General features: G+C 70.4%; 21 protein-coding genes and 1 pseudogene. 10 read left to right on the top strand and 12 right to left on the bottom strand.

The genetic code is table 11. The features are described 5' to 3' along the window. Window positions 1–9 precede the first annotated feature (9 nt). The 4 genes and pseudogenes from ATK30_RS36355 to ATK30_RS36340 form a co-directional block, all read right to left on the bottom strand. Window positions 10–1,317 (bottom strand): MFS transporter, encoded by a 1,308-nt coding sequence (locus tag ATK30_RS36355; RefSeq protein ID WP_101439287.1) that lies wholly within the window; start codon window positions 1,315–1,317, stop codon window positions 10–12. Between the two features lie 26 nt (window positions 1,318–1,343). After that, the gene (locus ATK30_RS36350; protein ID WP_101439286.1) at window positions 1,344–2,315 is read right to left on the bottom strand and encodes a 5-oxoprolinase subunit C family protein; all 972 of its coding nucleotides are present in this window, start codon (window positions 2,313–2,315) and stop codon (window positions 1,344–1,346) included. Then, a pseudogene (locus ATK30_RS36345) lies at window positions 2,308–3,020 on the bottom strand (5-oxoprolinase subunit B family protein). Before ATK30_RS36345 ends, ATK30_RS36350 begins: the two are co-directional and overlap by 8 nt. Beyond that, entirely contained in the window at window positions 3,017–3,793 is a 777-nt protein-coding gene (locus ATK30_RS36340; RefSeq protein WP_101439285.1) for a LamB/YcsF family protein, read from the bottom strand. Before ATK30_RS36340 ends, ATK30_RS36345 begins: the two are co-directional and overlap by 4 nt. 213 nt (window positions 3,794–4,006) lie before the next feature. On the opposite strand from ATK30_RS36340, the gene nac reads away from it, so the two are divergent. From nac to ATK30_RS36325, 3 genes are all read left to right on the top strand, one after another. Beyond that, on the top strand, window positions 4,007–4,912 hold the full coding sequence (gene nac, locus ATK30_RS36335; protein WP_101439284.1) for a nitrogen assimilation transcriptional regulator NAC: 906 nt from the start codon (window positions 4,007–4,009) through the stop codon (window positions 4,910–4,912). A 107-nt stretch (window positions 4,913–5,019) separates the two neighbouring features. Next, the gene (locus ATK30_RS36330; RefSeq protein WP_101439283.1) at window positions 5,020–6,000 is read left to right on the top strand and encodes a 2-hydroxyacid dehydrogenase; all 981 of its coding nucleotides are present in this window, start codon (window positions 5,020–5,022) and stop codon (window positions 5,998–6,000) included. Then, window positions 5,997–6,767, top strand: coding sequence for an SDR family oxidoreductase (locus tag ATK30_RS36325; RefSeq protein WP_101439282.1), 771 nt, complete (start codon window positions 5,997–5,999; stop codon window positions 6,765–6,767). Before ATK30_RS36330 ends, ATK30_RS36325 begins: the two co-directional genes overlap by 4 nt. 278 nt (window positions 6,768–7,045) lie before the next feature. Here ATK30_RS36325 and ATK30_RS36320 read toward each other — a convergent pair whose 3' ends face one another. Beyond that, window positions 7,046–7,891, bottom strand: a complete 846-nt coding sequence (locus ATK30_RS36320; RefSeq protein ID WP_101439281.1) for an SDR family NAD(P)-dependent oxidoreductase — start codon at window positions 7,889–7,891, stop codon at window positions 7,046–7,048. Window positions 7,892–8,117: 226 nt separating this feature from the next. Here ATK30_RS36320 and ATK30_RS36315 point away from each other — a divergent pair, with 226 nt between their 5' ends. Beyond that, the gene (locus tag ATK30_RS36315; RefSeq protein ID WP_101439280.1) at window positions 8,118–9,035 is read left to right on the top strand and encodes a LysR family transcriptional regulator; all 918 of its coding nucleotides are present in this window, start codon (window positions 8,118–8,120) and stop codon (window positions 9,033–9,035) included. 21 nt (window positions 9,036–9,056) lie between these two features. Here the strand turns inward: ATK30_RS36315 and ATK30_RS36310 are convergent, their stop codons facing one another. The 4 genes from ATK30_RS36310 to ATK30_RS36295 form a co-directional block, all read right to left on the bottom strand. Beyond that, window positions 9,057–9,413 (bottom strand): UBP-type zinc finger domain-containing protein, encoded by a 357-nt coding sequence (locus ATK30_RS36310; RefSeq protein WP_101439279.1) that lies wholly within the window; start codon window positions 9,411–9,413, stop codon window positions 9,057–9,059. 100 nt (window positions 9,414–9,513) lie between these two features. Then, window positions 9,514–10,554 carry an ABC transporter substrate-binding protein gene (locus ATK30_RS36305; RefSeq protein ID WP_101439278.1) on the bottom strand — a complete coding sequence of 347 codons (1,041 nt, stop codon included), beginning with the start codon at window positions 10,552–10,554 and terminating at the stop codon, window positions 9,514–9,516. Between the two features lie 35 nt (window positions 10,555–10,589). After that, a complete protein-coding gene (locus tag ATK30_RS36300) occupies window positions 10,590–11,456 on the bottom strand; it encodes an ABC transporter permease (RefSeq protein WP_101439277.1) in 867 nt (288 codons plus the stop codon). Next, window positions 11,453–12,307, bottom strand: a complete 855-nt coding sequence (locus tag ATK30_RS36295; RefSeq protein ID WP_101439276.1) for an ABC transporter ATP-binding protein — start codon at window positions 12,305–12,307, stop codon at window positions 11,453–11,455. Before ATK30_RS36295 ends, ATK30_RS36300 begins: the two co-directional genes overlap by 4 nt. Before the next feature lie 235 nt (window positions 12,308–12,542). Between ATK30_RS36295 and ATK30_RS36290 the strand changes: the two genes are divergently transcribed. Together ATK30_RS36290 and ATK30_RS36285 are read left to right on the top strand one after the other, a co-directional pair. Then, window positions 12,543–14,147 (top strand): ATP-binding protein, encoded by a 1,605-nt coding sequence (locus tag ATK30_RS36290; protein ID WP_101439275.1) that lies wholly within the window; start codon window positions 12,543–12,545, stop codon window positions 14,145–14,147. Next, entirely contained in the window at window positions 14,144–14,821 is a 678-nt protein-coding gene (locus ATK30_RS36285) for a response regulator (protein ID WP_101439274.1), read from the top strand. The genes ATK30_RS36290 and ATK30_RS36285 overlap by 4 nt, the downstream gene beginning before the upstream one ends. 154 nt (window positions 14,822–14,975) lie before the next feature. On the opposite strand, the gene ATK30_RS36280 is transcribed toward ATK30_RS36285, so the two are convergent. Beyond that, entirely contained in the window at window positions 14,976–15,659 is a 684-nt protein-coding gene (locus tag ATK30_RS36280; protein WP_101439273.1) for an SDR family NAD(P)-dependent oxidoreductase, read from the bottom strand. A gap of 113 nt (window positions 15,660–15,772) precedes the next feature. Between ATK30_RS36280 and ATK30_RS36275 the strand changes: the two genes are divergently transcribed. The 3 genes from ATK30_RS36275 to ATK30_RS36265 all read left to right on the top strand — a co-directional run bounded on the left by ATK30_RS36275 (window position 15,773) and on the right by ATK30_RS36265 (window position 17,773). Then, window positions 15,773–16,594 carry a LysR family transcriptional regulator gene (locus tag ATK30_RS36275; protein ID WP_101439272.1) on the top strand — a complete coding sequence of 274 codons (822 nt, stop codon included), beginning with the start codon at window positions 15,773–15,775 and terminating at the stop codon, window positions 16,592–16,594. Between the two features lie 390 nt (window positions 16,595–16,984). Continuing rightward, a complete protein-coding gene (locus tag ATK30_RS36270; protein WP_101439271.1) occupies window positions 16,985–17,455 on the top strand; it encodes a hypothetical protein in 471 nt (156 codons plus the stop codon). 3 nt (window positions 17,456–17,458) lie between these two features. After that, complete coding sequence (locus ATK30_RS36265) at window positions 17,459–17,773, top strand: winged helix-turn-helix domain-containing protein (RefSeq protein ID WP_244194830.1); 315 nt, start codon at window positions 17,459–17,461, stop codon at window positions 17,771–17,773. A 25-nt stretch (window positions 17,774–17,798) separates the two neighbouring features. On the opposite strand, the gene ATK30_RS36260 is transcribed toward ATK30_RS36265, so the two are convergent. Together ATK30_RS36260 and ATK30_RS36255 are read right to left on the bottom strand one after the other, a co-directional pair. Continuing rightward, window positions 17,799–18,128, bottom strand: a complete 330-nt coding sequence (locus ATK30_RS36260) for a branched-chain amino acid transporter permease (RefSeq protein WP_101439270.1) — start codon at window positions 18,126–18,128, stop codon at window positions 17,799–17,801. Then, window positions 18,121–18,837, bottom strand: a complete 717-nt coding sequence (locus ATK30_RS36255; RefSeq protein ID WP_101439269.1) for an AzlC family ABC transporter permease — start codon at window positions 18,835–18,837, stop codon at window positions 18,121–18,123. Before ATK30_RS36255 ends, ATK30_RS36260 begins: the two co-directional genes overlap by 8 nt. Before the next feature lie 63 nt (window positions 18,838–18,900). Here ATK30_RS36255 and ATK30_RS36250 point away from each other — a divergent pair, with 63 nt between their 5' ends. Next, window positions 18,901–19,359 carry an Lrp/AsnC family transcriptional regulator gene (locus ATK30_RS36250; RefSeq protein WP_101439268.1) on the top strand — a complete coding sequence of 153 codons (459 nt, stop codon included), beginning with the start codon at window positions 18,901–18,903 and terminating at the stop codon, window positions 19,357–19,359. Window positions 19,360–19,364 lie beyond the last annotated feature (5 nt).

The following is a 19,364-nucleotide window of genomic DNA, read 5'->3' as shown; positions in this document are numbered from 1 at the left end:
CGGGACGGCTCAGGCGTCCCGCAGCGGTTCGTGCGCCCGGTCGATCACCCGCGAAACCGCGATCAGCGTCCCGAGCGCGGTGAGGACGACGTAGAACGCCGGGATGGTGGTGTTGCCGGTCTGTCCGATGAGGAACGTCATCAGCAGCGGCGCGGTGCCGCCGAAGACGGCGGACGACACGTTGTAGCCGAGGCCGTAGGCGGAATAGCGGACCCGGGTGGGGAAGAGTTCCACGAGCAGGATGTGGATGATCGCGGTGTGGCCGGCGAAGACGACCGCCATCACGCTCGCGCCGAGGATGGCCAGCCCGACGTTGCCGGTGGCGATCAGCAGATAGCACGGGACGCCCAGCACCGCCATCGCCGCGGCGGAGCCCGCGATCACCTTCTTGCGGCCAATCCGGTCGGACAGCGCGCCGGCGAACGGGATGGCGATCGAGATCGACACCAGGGCCACGGCCGTCACCAGCAGTCCCTGGACGCTGCTGAAGTGCAGGATCTTGCTCATGAACGTGGGCATGTAGGTGAAGAGCACGTAGTAGCCGGCGCCGTTGAGCAGCGGGATGAACAGGGCCAGCAGGATCGCGCGGCGGTGCCGGGGCGAGGAGAACGCCTCCTTCAGCGGATTGCGGGAAAGGCCGCCTTCCGCGCGGAGCCGGGAGAAGTTCGGGGTGTCGCTGATCCGCCTGCGGATGTAGATGCCGGTGATGCCCAGCGGCACAGCCAGCAGGAACGGGATGCGCCAGCCGAACGCTTCCATCCGCGCCGCGCCGAGTCCGGCGTTCATCCAGGCGGCGATGAGCGTGCCGGTCAGCAGCGAGACGAACGACGCGATCTGCGCGTAGCTGGTGTAGAGGCCGCGTTTGCCCGCCGGGGCGTGCTCGGCGAGGAAGGTCATCGCGCCCGCGGCCTCGCCGCCGACGGAGAATCCCTGCAGCACCCGCAGCAGGATCAGCAGGATCGGCGCCGCGGCGCCGACCGCGGTGTAGGGCGGCAGCACGCCGATCGCCGCGGTCGCGGCGCTGATGAGCAGGATGACGAACACCAGCATCCGCTGCCTGCCGATGCGGTCGCCCAGCTGCCCGCAGACGATGGCGCCCAGCGGCCGGAAGAAGAACGAAATCGCGTACCCGACGAACACCAGCAGCACCGCGTTCTTCGAGTCCGGGAAGAAGACCGTGGCCAGGGTTCCGGCCATGAATCCGAAGATCCCGTTGTCGTAGAGCTCGGCGAAGATGCCGACGCACCCGGCGAGGGTGATCCGGCGGGCAGTCCGCGGGTCCACGACCCCGGACTGCGGCGGTGCGACCGTGTTCATGGCTGTCTCCTTTGGCAGCAGGACGGTTAAGGGATGTCCAAAGCGTCGAATGCGGTCCGGACCCGGTGGCGGACCTCCCGGACGGCCGCGCGCCCGTCGCGGTAAGCGGCGACCGCGTCGGCCACCGTTCGTCGCCGGAACCGCACGGTGTCGCCCGGGCGCGCCTGCCCGAGCGAGGACAGGCTCGCCGACGTCACCACCGCGAGCACCGGGTAGCCGGCGGTGACGCCGCGGCCGCGGTGCAGCACCAGCAGTTCGTCGCCGGCCGGCACCTCGATCGCGCCGATCGGAACCCCGCGCGAGAGCACTTCGCCGTGCACTGCGCGTCGCGGAACCTCGCCTCGCAGCCGAAGGCCCACGTGGTTGCTGCGCGGCGTGACGACGTATTCCGCGGCGAACAGGACGGCGTGGGATTCGCCGAACTCGGCCAGGTCCGGGCCGTCGGTGACGTCGATCGTCCACGGCGAACCGAAGCGCGGGCGCGGTGGACGCAGCCGGAAGAAGGGATGCCGGAACACCGGATGCACGAGCGACGGCCAGTGGCCGGCGAGGGCGAGGTGCTCGCCGGCTCGCAACGTCCGGCCAAAACCGAGGATGGTGTCGGGAGCGCAGCTGCCGAGCAGAAAATCCGCGTCGAACGCGCCGTATGCCGCGAGGTAGACCCGGGCGCCCTGCCGGATCCCCGTGATGGCCAAGACCTGCCCGCCGCGCACCACGAGCGGTTCCCACTGCGGGTGCGGAACGCCGTCCACGGTCACGTCGGCCGGGGCGCCGGTGACGGCGACGAGCAGGTCGGCGGAGGGTTCGCAGGCGAAGTCGAGCATCGTGATCTCGACCAGCGGCGCCGAATCCGCGTTGCCGCACAACACGTTCGCCATCCGGGCCGAGTATTCGTCGAGCGCCCCGTTCGCGGGCAGGCCGGTCCTCGCGCGACCCGGACGTCCGAGGTCCTGCACGGTCGCGTGCCCGCTGCGGTGCACAGTCAGCGTCTCAGCCATCCTCGGCCGCCAGCAGGGCTCCGTCGTGTTCGTCCCACTGCCGCGGTTCGATCGGGACGAACCGCAGCCGGTCTCCCGGGCGGTACGGGGTCAGCGGATCCGCACCGGGGTCCAGCACGCGCAGCGGCGTGCGGCCCAGCAGCGGCCAGCCGCCGGGCGAGCGCATCGGGCAGATCACCGCCTGCCGTCCGGCCACCGCCACCGAACCCGGCGGCACGCTCACGCGGGGGAAGGCAAGCGCGGCACCGGTCCCGGGAAGGCCGGGCCGTCCATCATCGGGGCGCCGACCGGCGCGCCGAGGCAGCGAACGGTCAGCGGCGCCGCGGTGTGCAACTCGATGACCTGCCGCGCGGTGATGCCCAGCTGGCTCGCGACGAGGTCCAGATCCGGGCCGTATTCCCCGCCGTAGACGACGGGCACGAGGAACAACCGCGGCCGCGCAACAGGGCTTTCGCCCGGCCGGATCCCTTGGAGCGCTTGGTCGAGGACGCGCCGCACCGTCTTGTGGTCGGTGCGGTCGGCGTCGAACTCCACCAGCAGCGAGTCGTACGTCGGGACCACCCCGTGCAGGCCGTCGAGACCCGCCTGCTCCACCAGGTCGGCCAGGACGTGGACCATCCGCCAGCGGTCCACCGCGGCGCCGTGGAGAGCACGGACCACGACCGCGGCGTCGCCGCAATCGCTGATCACCGTATGCGGAGTCATGCGCGCACCTGCTTGGCGCGCAACGCGCGGAGGGTGACGCCCGCGCGGACCAGCTCGGCGCGCACCCGGCGAGCCGTCGCGATCGCGTCTGGGCTGTCACCGTGCAGCAGGACCGTGTCGCATTCGACGGGCACGTCGGTTCCGTCCACGGAATCGAGGACGCCCTCCAGCACCATCCGGACCGTCCGCTCGGCGATCTCGGCCGGATCGCGCAGCACCGCACCGGGTTCCGTGCGCGGCACCAGCGTCCCGTCCGACCGGTACGCGCGGTCCGCGATGCCGACGATCGCGACCGCGAGCCCACGAGCCCGGGCCGCGGCGGAGAGTTCGCCGTCTTGGGCCAAAACGATCATCGACGGGTCCAGCGACGCGACCGCGTCGGCGACTGCCTCGGCGTAATCGGCGCGGACGGCCACGAGGTTGCCCAGGCGGCCGTGCGGCGCGACATGCCGGATGCGCGTGCCGTGCGCGGCGGCGAACGCCTGCAGCGCCCCGATCTGGTACAGCACGTCGGTGCGCACCTCTGCCGCGGTGAGGTCCATGGCGCGGCGGCCGAAGCCGGCCAGGTCGGGGAAGCTCGGGTGGGCGCCGACCGACACGCCGCGCGCCGCGCAGGACACGACCGTGGCGTCCATGATCCGCGAGTCGCCGGCGTGGAATCCGCACGCGATGTTGGCGGAGGTGACGATGTCCAGCAGCGCCTCGTCGTCGCCCATCCGGTACGCACCGAAGCCTTCGCCGAGATCGGCGACGAGGTCGACTTCGCGTCCCATGAGGTCCTCCGGAATGTCTCGGCTGTGCCGCGTCCCGGCGGTCGGTGAGAGAGGCGGAACGGCGAGTGCTGGACCTGACCGTAAGCCGCCCCCGGAGAGGCGACAAATACCGTTTCGACCTGGTGCGATCGCGTTTTCTTATGGCTGCGCGACCGGCGCGGACCCGCGTCCGCCGCTTAAGATCGAGGCCCGCGGCGGACCGGAGGAGGCGAGATGGACACCAGGCGCCTCCACTCGTTCGTCAAGATCGTCGACGCGGGCAGCATCACCCGCGCCGCCGACATCCTGCGCATCGCCCAGCCGGCGCTGAGCCAGCACGTCTCCCAGCTGGAACGCGATTTCGGCCATCAGCTGCTGGTTCGCAGCAAACGCGGCGTGGCCCCCACCGAAGCCGGGCGCGCGCTCTACCGGCACGCCCAGCTGATCCTGCGCCAGATCGAACAGGCCCAGGCAGCCGTCGCCGTCTCCGGACAGGCACCGGCCGGCGCGGTGTCCGTCGGGATCGCGCCCTACAGCACCGGTGCCGCCCTCGCCCTGCCGCTGCTGCAGGCGGTGCGCGAGCGGTATCCGAACATCGTGCTGCACATCAACGAGAACTTCGGCGGCGTGATCAGCGAGGCGATCATGACCGGCCGCATGGACATGGCGTTCATCTACGACGCGGGCCCCCTGCGCGGCGTCCGATTCGAACCGATGCGCACCGAAGAGCTGTACCTGATCGCGGGCGCCGGGCTGCCCGGCGCCCTTCCGGACGGCGACGAGGTGCCGGTGGCCGCGCTCGCCGACGTGCCGCTCCTGCTGCCCAGCCGGATCCACACCATCCGCCGGGTCGTCGACGCCGCGTTCGCCCGCGCCGAGCTTTCCCCAGCTGTCACCGGAGAAATCGAATCGGTGCTGACGCTGGTCAGCGCCGTCCGGGCGGGTCTCGGAGCCACCGTGCTGCCCTGGTCGGCGGCGCGCGCGATCCTCGATCTCGAGCAGCTGGCCGTGCACCGGATCGTCAGCCCGGCGATCGAAGTGAAACTGTCGCTGTGCACCTCGGAGCACGAACCGTTGTCCGAGGCCGCGCTCGCGGTGCACGGCGTGTTCCACGAGCTCGTCAACGCGTTCGGGGAATGAGCCATCCGGAATTCCGATCGCGTCACACGGATTCGCTATTTGTCGCCGCTTCCGCGCTCTGGATAGCGTTCCGGGCGAGAAAGTTTCGGCGGCACAAGGAGCAGAGCATGGGACATCGCGTGCTGAGTACGCGCGGGCGGCTTCCGGGCACCGGCCTGGAGCGGCTGGCCTCGCGGGCGGAGCTGGTACGAGGCCCGGACTCGGCGAAACCGGCCGCGGCGGACCTCGAAGCACTCGCCGCAGGAGCGTCCGGCATCTTGTGCCTCGGCAACGACCGGGTGGACGCGGCCCTGCTCGACGCGGCCGGCCCGCAGCTGCGGGTCGTCAGCCTCGCCAGCATGGGATTCGACGCGGTCGACCAGGCCGCGGCCGCCGAACGCGGGATCGTCGTCACGCACACGCCGGGCGTGCTCGCGGAGACCACGGCGGACCTGGCGTGGTCCTTGATCCTCTTCGCACGCCGCCGGCTCGGCGCCGCCCGCGACCAGTTGCACGCCGGCGAGTGGACCGCGTTCCACATGGACGGCAACCTGGGCTTGGACGTCCACGGAGCGACGCTCGGACTCATCGGCTACGGCCAGATCGGACGCGCGGTCGCCCGCCGCGCAGCCGGGTTCGGTGTGCGCGTGCTCTGCCACGACCCGTACTCCGCGCCCGAAGACGGCCTGGCCCAGCCGGTCGACTTCGCCACGCTGCTTTCCGAAGCGGACATCATCTCCCTGCACGTGCCGCTCACTGACGCGACTCGCCACCTGATCGGCGAAGCGGAGCTGCGCGCGATGAAGCAGACCGCGACGCTGGTCAACACCTCGCGCGGCGGCGTCGTCGACGAGAAAGCGCTCCTGGCCGCCCTCCGCGACGGGACTATCCACTCCGCCGGACTGGACGTCTTCGAACGCGAACCCCGCGGTGCCGACGTCGCCGACCTCGTCGCCGAGAGTCGCCTCGTGGCGCTGCCGCACGTCGGGTCCGCGACGGAAGCCACCCGCGCCGCGATGGTGGACCTGGCCGTCGACAACCTCCTCGCCGTGCTCGCCGGCGAACCCGCGCACACCCCGCTGCCCGGCACTCCGGCGGTGCCGCGATGAGCCACCCCGTCTTCGACATCCGCGGCAAAGTAGCGCTGGTCACCGGTTCCAGCCGGGGCATCGGGAATGCACTCGCCCACGGTCTGGCCGAAGCCGGCTGCGTCGTCGTCCTCAATGGACGCGATCCGGCCACAATGGACACAGCCCGCCGCGCGACCGCCGAGCAGACCGGTGCCACGGTGCTCGCCGAAGCGTTCGACGTCACCGATCACGACGCCGTCGCCGCCGGCATCGCCCGGATCGAAGACCGGGCTGGACCGCTCGACATCCTCGTCAACAACGCAGGCATGCAGCACCGCGCGCCCTTCACCGAATTCCGCACCGAGGACTGGAACCGGCTCCTGGAAACCAACCTCAGCAGCGCGTTCCTGGTCGGCCGGGAAACCGCCCGCCGGATGGCCGAACGCGGACGCGGGAAAATCGTGAACATCTGCTCGGTGCAAAGCGCACTCGCTCGCCCCGGCATCACGCCCTACACCGCGACCAAGGGCGGGCTCAAAATGCTCACCAAGGGCATGTGCGCCGACCTGGGCCCTTCCGGAATCCAGGTCAACGGCCTCGCACCGGGCTACTTCGACACCGAACTCAACGCCGCGCTGGTCGCCGACGAGCAGTTCAGTGACTGGATCCGCACCCGCACCCCGGCCGGACGGTGGGGCAAGGTCGAAGACCTCGTCGGGACGCTGCTGTTCCTCTGCTCCCCCGCCTCGGACTTCGTCAACGGCCAAATCGTCTACGTGGACGGCGGGATGACCTCGGTCCTGTGAGCGGGACGGTCCGCTGCCGCTCTCCTAGGCATACCGGGGCCCGCTCGCACAGGCACGGACGCGCGAAGTCGGGCCGCGAACCGGATCCGCGGGCCGCACGAGTTCCGCAACCCCGACGGAAAGCGGCGCCGCGGCGGTAGCCGACCCGCCCGGAGTACCGCACGGTCCGGGCACGTCGACGAACCCTTCCTCGGCATGCCCGGTGCGGCGCACATCACGGCCGCTCCGGCCCGGTCGACGGGCCGGGCCATCCGCACGCTCCCCAGCGGGGACCTTCGCTAGTCCCGCACTGTCCAGGGCAGGACTTTCCCGTGGCGGACGAGCTGGCCGTAGTGTTCGGGCACGACCGGTTCGAGGGCCAGGTCCAGGAGCGCGACCGCGGCCTCGGCCGGGCTGGGCGCGGTGTTGACGTCCCACCACAGACCCGAGGTGGGAGTGTTGATCATGCCCGGGCAGACCGCGGCGAGCAGGATGCCGCGTTCCCGGTCGTCTTCGCGGCGTTCTCCGGCCATGGCGCGCACCGCGGCGACTTGAGCGATTTTGGACGGGATGTTCACGAAACCGGGCCAGGCGCCCGCACGTGCGCTGCCGTCCTTGATCGCGTCGCGCCACGCGGCGACTTGTTCGTCCACTTCGTCCAAAGAGGACAGATCGGCGAAGCGGTCGTGCAGTACCGGGGCGAGATAGTGCAGTGTGCCCAGCGTGCTGGCCACGACGATCAACCGCCCGTTGTCGCGCAGCAGCGGCGCGAAGGCGCGCAGCACGCGGGTGGTGCCGAAGTTGTTCACCTCGGCGTACTCGTCGATGATCGCGCGCGGATCGTCGTCGGGGCCGATCCTCATGACGGCGTTGCCGAAGACGACGTCGACCCCGCCGTGGCGTTCCGCCAGCTGTGCGGCGAGCCGCCCGGCCGCCTGGGGGTCGGCTACGTCGAGGAGGGCGCCGCAGACCTGGGCTCCGCCGCCGGGAAGGGCTTCGACGGCCTGGGTGACGCGGTCGAGGTCGCGGCCGGTCAGGTAGACGGTGTCCTCGGGCGACATCCGGTGGGCGAGCCCTTCCGCCAAGGCCAGGCCGAGGCCCTGAGTGGCACCGGTGACAAGGGCGACTCTGGACGAAGTGGTCATGCGGGTGCTCCGATTTCGGTCAGCAGGTTTCGGAGAGGGCCCAGAGGCGTTCGGCGCCGTCCGGGTCGAGGGCGGGGTGGCACCGCTGCTCTCGCCGCCGGCGTGCGCTGCAGGTCGGTGTAGATCGCGACGGCTGGTGTGGCCAGCAAGCCCACGCCGCCACGTTAGGCCCGAGCGCGGGCATGCCACCAGCGAAATTGTCTCAACCGTGGTATGCGTAAACCTCATGGCCTTCACCGATGCCTCGCTCACCGCGCTGCGAGTCTTTCGCGAGGTGGCCGAGCGCGGCACCCTCACCGCCGCGGCCGCCGCGCTCGGCTACACCCAGTCCGCCGTCTCCCGGCAGATCGCGTCGCTGGAACGCGCCGCGGGCACGCGGCTGCTGGAACGCCACCACGACGGCGTCCGGCTGACTCCTGCCGGACAGCTTGTCGTGCGCCGCGCGGCCGCCGCGGTCGACCAGGTCGACGCTGCCGCCCGGGAACTGGCCGGGTTGCCCGACGACCGCGCCACCGTCCGGCTCGGCTGGTTCGCCAGCGCAGGCGCCGTCTTGGTTCCCCGGGCGTTGGCCGCGCTGGGCCGCACGCACCCGGGCATCACCGTGCTCAGCCGCGAGGGCAGCACGCCGGCTCTGGTGCGTTCGGTCCGCGCGGGCACGCTCGACCTGGCGCTGATCGCCTCCGCGCCGCCGTTCCGTCCGCCGGACACCGAATGCCCCGCGCTGGTCGTGCAAACGCTCACCGAACGCAGCCTGCGGATCGCGCTGCCCGTCGGCCATCCGCTCGCGCGCGGCGAATTCGTCGACGTCGCCGACCTGCACGGGCAGCGCTGGATCGCCGGTTCGGGCCAGGAGCTGGTGATGGGAGTGTGGCCGGGACTCGACGAACGGCCCGAGATCGCCCACACCGCACGCGACTGGCTGGCCAAACTGCAGCTCGTCGCGGCCGGATGCGGCATCACTACCGTGTCCGCCGCATTCGCCGCCGCGGTGCCGCCCGGAGTGCGCGTGCTGCCGGTCCGAGGCGGACCGGCGGAACAGCGTCGCGTTTCGCTTGCTCGACTCCCGCACGCGGTGCCGGAACCCGTCGCCCGCGTCGCGGCCGCCCTCCGCGCCGCCGCAGTGGAATCCGGGACACCGGAGTGATCCGAGGGCACCGGACGGTGGTCAGCCGTTGCCCAGCTGCTCCGCCCAATCCCGCGGGACTCGCCCGGCCGGGCCCGGAACCGGCTGGTCGGCCGGACGGCTCACCGGCGGCGCGAGTTCGGGTCCCGATTCCCGCAGTTCTTCCGTGTCAAAGTTCCAAAACCAGCTCTCGCCCGGCTCGAAGCTGCGGATCACCGGATGGCCGGTCTCCTTCGCGTGCTTGGTGGCGTGCTTCGACGGCGAATCGTCACAACAGCCGATGTGCCCGCAGCGAGCACATCGCCGCAGGTGAATCCACCATCCGCCGGCGGCATCACATTCCAGGCATCCCGTCCCGCTCGGCGGCACGGACGGATCGATCGCGGACTCGAGACTCATGGCTCCTCCTGCGCAGGCTGCGAGTCACGGTACCGGCGCGAGCCCGCATACCGCCTGTTGTGCCCGGGCACCGTGGCGCCCGGGCACAACAGGTCCGGCATCAGTGCGCGGCCTTGACGAACCTGTCGGTGTAGGTCTTCGCGAGGTCGATCTGCTTGCCCTTCACGTCCGGGTTGAACGCCTGCAGCACGGCCAGGTTCGTCTTGGGGCCGTCCGGCGGCATGATCCCCGTCGGGTTGTAGATTCCCTTCTCGTTGTCGAAGGCTTTCGCGTACGCGTCTTTGCCGGGACCGGCGTAGTAGTCGGCAGGCATCACTTCAGCCAGCTGAGCGCCGTTGTGCTCCTGGATCCACTTGAGCGCCTCGACGTACGCGTTGACCAGTTTCTGCACCACGTCCGGGTGGCTGTCCACGTACTTCGTGGTCATGTACAGCGAAGTCGCCGGATACTCGCCGCCCAGCTGCTGTTTCGTGCCCGCCGCCGAGCGCATGTCGAGCAGGATGAACGCGGCGCCCTGGGCCAGCGCGGTCGAGACGGTCGGCTCCGTCGTCATCGCGCAGTCGACGTTGCCGTGCTGCAGGGCGCCGATCAGCGTGGCCCCGGACTGGACGCCGACCCGGTGGATCTTCGCGGGATCGACGCCGTTCTTCTGGGCGAGGTACTGCGTCAGGAAGTCGGTCGAAGACCCGAGGTCGGTCACGCCGAGGTTGCGCCCGGCCCAGTCGGCCGGCGAATGGATCTGCCCCCGCACCTCCGGGCGGCACAGCTCGACCTCGCCGGGGGTGGTGAGCATCGAGACGACGGACTCCAGCGACTGGCCGAGCCCTTGCATGGCGATGGTGTGGTCGTAGAACCCGCCGACGCCGTCGACCTTGCCCGCGATCATGTTGGTCGTCGCGTCGACTCCGGCTCCCTCGTCCTGCAGGGTCACGTTCAGGCCCTGTTTCTGGTAGTAGCCGAGCCGCTGGGCGAGCATGAACGGCAGATAGATCTGCTTGTTCAGCCCGCCGACCATGATGCTCACCGGCGTGCCGGTTCCTCCGGTCGAGCTGGTGCCGGCGTTCTGGCTCGCCGTCGAGGCACAGCCGGCCACGGCGAGCAGCGCCGCCGCGAGAACGGCCGCCAATTTCTTCGCGGACACGGGGATCTCCTTTGTTCGTGCGGAAAAACGGGGGTTCACAGGTCCGGACCGGACAGTTGCGCGGGCCGCCAGCGCAGCAGCCGGCGTTCGAGGCGGGTGATCAGCCATTCGGCGAGGAGCGCGACGATGCCCATGATCACCATCGCCGCCCAGACGCCGCTCGCGTCGAAGGTGCCCTGCGCGTTCTTGATCAGCACGCCGAGACCGGCGTAGCCGCCGAGGAATTCGCCGACGATCGCGCCGATCAGCGCGAACCCGAAGCTGACGTGCAGGCTGGCGATGATCCAGGTGAACGCCGACGGCAGCACGACCTGGCGGGTCACCTGCCAGCGGGAGGCGCCGAGGATGCTGGCGTTGGCGATGAAGGTGCGGTCGACCTCGCGCGTGCCTTGGAAGGCGTTGAAGAACACGCCGAAGAACACCAGCACGATCACCAGCAGGATCTTCGATTCGAGGCCGAGGCCGAACGCCAGGACGAACACCGAGCCGAGCACGATCCGCGGGATCGCGTTGAGCACCTTGATGAACGGCCCGAAGACGTCGGACAGGAACCTGATCCGGCCGAGCGCGATCCCGCAGACGATGCCGAGCACGGTGCCGATCGCGAACCCGATCAGCGCCTCCTCGATCGTGGTCCAGATCTGGCTGCCCAGCGAGCCGATCGCGGTGCCCTCGGTGATCCAGGACCGCAGCCGCTCGTAGATGCCCGAGGGCAGCCCGTACAGCACGATCGCGTGCTGGTCGCCTTGCACGAGCAGCTGCCAGCCGCCCAGGACGACCACGAGCACGGCCGCCTGGGTCGAGTGGACCAGGACGGTGCGCGCGCGGCGCCGCGAACGGCGGGCCGCCGCCGCTTCCGTGCCCGGTTCGGACTTCACTGGCACGTCCGCTTCGGCCGTCATGCCCCTGCCTCCTCGCTGAGCCGGGTGGTCTGCGCGTACGCCCGGTCGACCTCGGTGCGCAACGCCTCCCAGATCTGCTGGTACAAGTCGACGAACTGGCGGTCGAACCGGACTTCCTGCACGACCCGGGGCCGCGGCAGATCGATCGCGAACCGCGCCTTGACCGTGGCCGCCGGCCCAGCGGTCAGCACGATCACCGTGTCCGCGAGCGCGATCGCTTCCTCCAGGTCGTGCGTCACGAACACCACGGCGGGGCGGGTAAGTTCCCACAGCGACAGCAATTCGTCGGACATCTTCGCCCGGGTTTGCACGTCCAGCGCGCCGAACGGCTCGTCCATGAGCAGGATCCGCGGTTCGTTGATGAGGTTCTGCGCGAGCGCGACCCGCTTGCGCATGCCGCCGGAAAGCTGGTGCGGGTACCGGTCTTCGAACCCGGCCAGTCCCACGCGGCGGATCCAGTCCCGCGCCTCGGAAAGCACCGTCCGCTTGGCCACGCCGCGGAACCTCGGGCCCGCGGAAACGTTGTCCAGCACGGTTTTCCACGGCAGGATCGCGTCCGTCTGGAACATGAACCCCACCCCGGGCGTGATCCCGGAGACCTCCTCGCCGTGCACCCGGACCGAACCCGCCGACGGCTGCTCCAGTCCCGCGACGAGCGTCAAGGTCGTCGATTTGCCGCAGCCGGTGGGGCCGACCACCGCGCAGAACTCGCCGGGAGCCACCTCGATGTCCAGGTCGCGAAGAGCGGTGTAGGGCTGCGGTCCTTCGGTGGCGAACTGCTTCGTCACTTCCCGCAAGGCGATGGCGGCTGAGCTGTCACCGCCCGCCGGTCCTGGTCTGGGTGCGTGCACGCTGGCGTCCTCTCTCGTCTGGAGCCTGATTCCGTTCGAGGGAGGCTAAGAAGCGCCGGGCGGCCGCGAAATGTTGCGTGCGATACCAGCGATCAGTGCGCTTTTCTCGGTTTCTGCTCATAAAGTTCAGCGGGGACCGGACGATCCGGGCGTACCGGCCACGGATTCTTGGCATCCGCGCCGTCTCGTGTTCTCATGCGAACGCCCCTATGACGAGTGGCAGAGCGGAGCGGTCATGTGGCGGTCACGTCCCCTCGCTTCGCAGATCCTGGTCGCGGTGCTCGGCATCCTGTTCGTCACCGTCGCCGCCGGCGCTCTGCTCTACGTGAAGCTCGCCGGCCAGACCCTGGACACGCAATACGGCCAGCGCGCGCTGGGCATCGCGAACACCGTCGCCCAGAACCCGGCGGTCCGGGACGCGCTCGCGCGGCACGATCCCGACCACGTCATCCAAGCGGCCGCCGAGCAGGTCCGCCGGGCCTCCGGCGCGTCCTACGTCGTCGTCACCGACCGCTCCGGGCTGCGCTACTCCCACCCCAACCCCGCGCTGATCGGCAAGCGGATCGAGGAACCGGTGGCCGCCCTCGACGGCCAGGGCCACCTGGGCATCGACAACGGGAGCCTCGGCCGCTCCGCCAACGGCCGGGCGCCCGTGCCCGGCCCGGACGGCGGGATCGCCGGGCAGGTGTCCGTCGGCATTCTCGAAGAGCAGGTCACGAGCGAGCTGGTGAGCGACATCCCGTGGGTGATCCTCTACTCCGGACTGGCGCTGGCGCTCGGCGTGGCGGCCTCCTGGCTGCTCGCCCACCGGATCAAGCGCGCGACCTTCGGACTGGAGGTCTCCGAGATCGCGTCGCTCCTGCAGGAACGGGAAGCGATGCTGCACGGCATCCGCGAGGGGATGGTCGGCCTCGACCGGCACGGCCGCGTCGAGGTGATCAACGACGAAGCCCGCCGCCTGCTCGCGATCCCCACGTCCGCCCGCGGCCGCGAGCTGCGCGAACTCGTCCCGCCCGGACGGCTCCGCGACCTGCTCACCGCGCCCGCCGCCGACGACGAGGTCGTCCTCACCGACGAATTCCTGCTGGTGGTCAACAAAATGCCCGTCGTCCTTTCCGGACAGGACGCCGGATCGGTGATCACCTTGCGTGACCGCACGGAAATGGAGGGCCTGGTGCGCGAACTCCACGCAGTCACCGGGCTGACCACCGCGCTGCGCGCGCAGGAACACGAGTTCGCCAACCGGCTGCACGTGCTCTCCGGGCTGCTGGGCCTCGGCGAGGTCGAGGAAGCCGGCCGCTACCTCGCCGAGGTCGCGCACGGCCCCGCCGCGCAGGCCACCGATCTGCGCGCCCGGTTCTCCCCGCCCGAACTCGCCGCGCTGCTGTCCGCGAAGGTCGCGATCGCCGCCGAGCGCGACGTGCGCCTCGAGGTCGACGCCCATTCCCGGCTCGACCTCAGCACCGTCGATCCCGGCACGCTCGTGACGGTTCTCGGCAACCTCATCGACAACGCCGTCGAGGCCGTGGCCGGACAGCGGGGCGAACGCACGGTGCACGTCCTGGTCGGCACTCGCGGCCCGGACGTCCGCGTCGTCGTCTCGGACACCGGACCCGGCATCCCGGCGGACGTGCTGCAAGAGATCTTCGTGGACGGATACAGCACGAAGTCCCCGCGCCCGGGCATGCGCCGCGGCCTCGGCCTCGCCCTCGTGTACCGGCTGGTGCGGCGGTCCGGCGGATCGATCTCCGTGCGGGGGTCCGACGGGGCCCGCTTCGAGGTCCTGCTCCCGAACTCCCCCGCCGGTGCCGCCGTGCTCGAACCCGTGGAGTCCGCATGACGATCAAGACCCTCGTCATCGACGACGACTACCGCGTCGCCGCGATCCACGCCGCCAGCATCGACCGCGTGCCCGGCTTCACCGCCGCCGGTCAGGCCCACACCGCGGAAGAAGCCCGCGCCCGCATCGCCGAACTGCGGCCGGACCTGCTCCTGCTCGACATCTACCTGCCCGACGAAAACGGCCTGTCCCTGCTGCGCGACGTCCGCTCGGCCGATGCCCCGCCCGGATGCATCGTGATCACCGCGTCCCGGGACCTCGACACCGTCCGCTCCGCGATCCGCCTCGGCGCCGCGTACTACCTGGTCAAGCCGTTCGGCTTCGACCAGCTCCGGGAGCAACTGACGGCATATCGGGACTGGTGCGACCGCGCCGCGGGAAGCCGCGAGGTCGATCAGGCCACAGTGGACAGTTTGTACTCCATCCTCCGCGGCTCCGGCAGCGCCCCGCGCACCGACCCGCTCCCCCCGACCATGCGCAAAGTGCTCGACACGCTCCGCCGGGCCGAGCAACCGCTGGGCGCGGAAGCACTCGCCACCGCGCTGGGCATCAGCCGTCCCACCGCGCAACGCCATCTGAGCGAGTTGCACCGCCGCGGATTCATCACCCTCGAACTGGAGTACGGAAGCGCGGGCCGCCCCGCCCACCTCTACGCGGTCGCCACCCGCCGCTGAACGCGTTCGGCACCTTCCCCAAACCGGCCCGACGCACCACGCGGGATCCGGTGGGCGCCCCGGGCCTTGGCGGAACGGCGATTCTGTGCCGTGCAGTCGTTCGCAGCCCGCAAGGGACAGGATTCCGCTGTCAAGCGCGTAGGCGGTGGTCCGGTCAGGAGGTGACGAGGCGTTCAGCCGGGCCGCGGGCGGTGTGCAGGTCCCAATGGATGCGAGCGATCTCGTCCGGCTCCATCAGCGATGCGTCCGCGGGAGCGCCCGGCGTTCCCGCGATCCACGCGCCGAGCGCGACATGGCCGACGTAAACGCCTTTGTCCGCCAGCGCGCCGTTGAGATTGAGGGCCCAGTTGTGCAATGCGGCACCTGCCGCGCCTACAGCGCCAGCCCACGGTGTCGGCACGACCGCGCTCGCTCCCGTGGTGAACAGGACCGTGCCGGTGCCGGCCGCCATCATCGCCGGGAGCACCGCGCGGGTCGCGGCGATCCCGCCGTAGCAGGAGCCTTCGATCTGAGGTCGCAGGGTCTCGACGGTCACGTCCAGCACCCCGGTCATCCAGCTGTCGCCGACCCGCACGTACGGCGCGGAATACTGCAGGACGTCGATTCCGCCGAACCTCGCCGCGGCGCTGTCGAGGGCGGCGACCAGTCCGGGGCGGTCCGCGACGTCGGCGGGAAACGCTGCCGCGTTGACGTCCTCGGCGGCCAGTTTCCCGGTGAGTCCGCCGAGTCGTTCCGCGGAGCGGGCGATCAGGGCGACGTCGAAACCGTGGCTGCCGAAGACCCGGCCGAGCGACAGGCCGAGACGTGTCCCGGCGGCGACGAGAGCTATTGCGGGCATAGCGAGTGTCCCCTCGTGGTCGTGCGCCGGCCGTCCGACCGGCTTCCCCACTCCAGCACCGCCGCGCGCGGCCAGTCCAAGGCCGATCGGGCCGCGATCGATAACCTGAGGTAATGGACCGGGTGGAGACGCGGGAGCTGGCACACTTCCTGGCGGTGGCCGACGAACTGCACTTCGGCCGTGCCGCGGCCTTGCTGGGCATCACGCAACCCGCGCTGTCGAAGACGATCCGGCAGCTGGAGCGTCGGCTGGGCGTCGAACTGTTCACCCGGACCAGCCGCGCGGTCGCGCTCACCCCAGCGGGTCAGGTGCTGGCCCGCGAAGCACGTGCGGCGCTGGACGCGGTCACCGCCGCGACCGCGCGCACCCGGCGCGCCGGCAAACGCGACCCACGCCTGATCCTGGCCATGAAACCCGGCGGCGACGCGGGTTTGCTCCCCGCCGTCCTCGCGGCCTACGAACGCGAACCGGACGTGCTGCCGATCGAGGTGGCCTTCGGCGCCGACCGCGCACGGATGCTGCGCGAAGGGCAGGCCGACGCAGCACTCTTGTACGCGCCGCCCGACGACGTGCGCGGGCTGGACACCGAAACGCTGCTGCGCGAACCGCCGTTCGCCGTGCTGCCTGCGTCCCATCGGCTCGCGCGCCGGGCAGGTCTGTGCATGGCCGACCTCGCGGGCGAAAACTTGCACAAACATCCCGCCGACGCCAACGCCACCGGCACCATCAGCGAACTGATGCACCTCATCGCGTTGGGCCGCACCGTCGCCGTGCTGCCCCGTTCGCTGACGACACCCTTGCGGGACGACCTAGCTGTTGTTCCGGTGACAGACCTTCCGCCCAGCAACCTCCTGCTCGCGTGGCCCGCGCACAGCACGTCCCCCTCTGTCGCGGCCCTGGCCAGGGCCGTCGCGAAGGTCGCGGCTGCACACTGACACGCGGCTGGGTCGGGCACCGCGGACGGACGGGTGCCGAAGCGGACAAGCAGCGTCGCCTGGAGCGTCCACTGTGGACACTGGTGGGGCAGGATTCGTTCCCGCGGCAGCGGATTTGGCCACGGCTGCCGTGCTGCGGGGGCCTGCCAGCAGATTCCGCGCGACAGCGACAGGCGAGACACCGGAGCCGATTGCCTCCCCGGCACGGTCCTGCCGGGGCCGACCTCGGGACAGGCAGCGGAGCGGCGTGGGCGTGACCTCGTCGATACCCGCGCCGAATCCACTCCGCTACCCCTCAGGCAAGCACTTGCCTAGACGGAAAACGCGAGGTACTTTCTCCTCAGGCAAGTACTTGCCTGAGGGGTCTCCCCCCACGAAGGAGGGGCAGCAGTGAACGAACCGGTGAACAAACCGACGCCGGAAGAGGCGGCCGCCGCGCTGCGCACGGCGCGCGAGAGCCGGGAGCGAGTGGCCGCGTCCGCGTTGGGCGCGCGGCGGACTTCGGTCGTCGCCGGTCTGGTCGTGTTCGGCTACACCGTGGCCATCGACCTGGCTCCCGCGACGCGCCCCTGGCTGACCTGGGTCGTGCTGGCCGTCGCGCTGATCCTGGTCGTGGTCCTGCGCACCAGGGTCGGCGGCAGCTGGCTCGGCCAGCAGGTCGCGGTGTCGGACCGGGCCCTGCCTCCCGCGGTCTGGCGCGTCGCGCCCTTCCTCGGCCTGTCGATCATCGCGGCCGTTGCGGTCGCGCTGCTCCGCATCCCGCACGGCACGATCGTCTACGGCGCGCTGGCCGGGCTCTACGTCATCTTTCTCGGCCCCAGGTTCCAGCTGTGGCTGCTTCGCCGGCAAGACAAGGACTGAGCGGTGGCCGAACTCGATCAGCTCCTGGTGGACCCGACGAGGCTGGCGATCATGGCGCTGCTCTCCGCCGCCGAGTGGGCGGAATTCGGATTCGTGCGAGACTCGGTGCGGCTCTCCGATTCCGCACTGTCCAAACAGGTCTCCACACTGTCCAAGAACGACTACGTCGACGTCCGGAAGGGCTACGTCGGCAAGCGGCCGCGCACGTGGCTCAACCTGACCGACATCGGCCGCGACACCCTGGCCGCCCACCTCTCCGCCCTCCAGGACATCGCCGCGAAAGCCCGTTCGGACGGCGCCCGGCAAGCCAGCGACTAGCTCGTCGCCGAGTCCTGGGCGCGGCTCACGACGGGAACAGCAGGCTCGCCAGCAGAACATGCACCGTAGTACCGCCGACGATGCTCAGTACCGCATTGCGGCGCCACAGGTGCAGTCCGATCGTCACGGCCAGCGCGATGGTCGGGGCGAGCGCGCTCGGGGACGTCCACGAAACGTCGCGCAGGCAGTAGACGAGCAGGATCACCATGACGCCCGCCGGCATGCGGGTGCTCAGGTACTGCACGGTCCGGCTGGCGCGCAACGGTGCCAGGACTGCGAACGGGAGCGCGCGCAATCCCCAAGTGACCGCGGCGGACACCGCGACCGCGGCGAGCAGGTAGGCGGGGTCAGGCATCGCGCACGCTCCGTTCGGCGACGAGGCCGCGGACAACCAGTGCCGCCACGAACAGCAGGAACGCCGCCAGAAGCATCTGGCCGGGGAAGACCACGCGGGCCACGACCGCGCTCAGTGCGGCGAGGACGGGAGTCGGCAGGTCGCCCTTGCGGTCGCGGACGGCGTCGAGCGCGAGCACGGCGAACAAGGCTGTCATGGCGAAATCCAGGCCGACGACGCTGCTCGGGATCAGCGAGCCGAGCAGGCCGCCGACCGTCCCTCCGCCGACCCAGAACAGGTGCAGAAACAGTTGCAGCCACAGGATCCGGGCACCGTTCCACTCCCGGGCAGCGTCCGTTGTGGACAGTGCGTAGGCCTCGTCGGTGAGGGCGAAAGTGCTGTACGCACGGGCCGCGCGGCCGCGAACGCGGTGCAACGGGAAGGACAACGCGTAGAAGACGTGCCGGACGTTGACCAGGAACGCCGAGAGCCCGATCGACGCCAGCGGAGTCGCCGCCGCGGCCAGCCCGACGAGCAGGAACTCGAACGAGCCCGCGTAGATGAACGTGGTGAAGACCGTCGCCCACCACCAGGCGAGGCCCGCGTGCGTGAGGAACGCGCCGAACGCGAGTCCGAGCGGCACCAGGCCGATGCCGACGGACCCGCAGTCCTTCAGCGCGGCCAGTGCGGGAGGGCGATGACGAACAGCCAGGTCGGAGACAGTTTCCACGCTTGGAACACTACGTCAGCTCTCGGCTAATTTGGTGTCCGATCATGGCGCTAGAATGAGCTTGTGAGCAACATAGTCAAGCTTGATCCCGTGGATCGGGAAATTTTGTTTCACCTGCGTCAGGACGGCAGGCTGACCAACGTCGAACTCGCCAAGAGGGTCGGGCTCACTCCTCCCCCGTGCCTGCGCCGGGTCAAGCGCCTCGAGGACGCGGGAGTGATCGCCGGATACCGCGCGGTGATCGACCCCCGAACTCTCGGCCGGGGGCTGGAAGCGCTCATCGACCTCGAGGTCTACGCGACCGACCGGGCGACCATCGAGGCGCTCGAGGACACCATCGCCTCCTACGACGAGGTCATCGAGTTCCGCCGGCTCTTCGGCCGTCCGGACTACTTCATCCGCGTCGCGGTCGCCGACCACGCCGCCTACGAGGAGTTCCAGACCCGGAAGCTCTCCGGCCTGCCCGGCGTCCTGCGGGTCACGTCCCATCTCACGATGAAGAAAATCAAGGGCGGCGCGTGACCTTC

This window comes from Amycolatopsis echigonensis, assembly GCF_002846615.1.
GTDB lineage: Bacteria > Actinomycetota > Actinomycetes > Mycobacteriales > Pseudonocardiaceae > Amycolatopsis > Amycolatopsis echigonensis.
The sequence above is the reverse complement of the archived record's forward strand: the minus strand, read 5'-3'. Positions and strand labels throughout refer to the sequence as shown.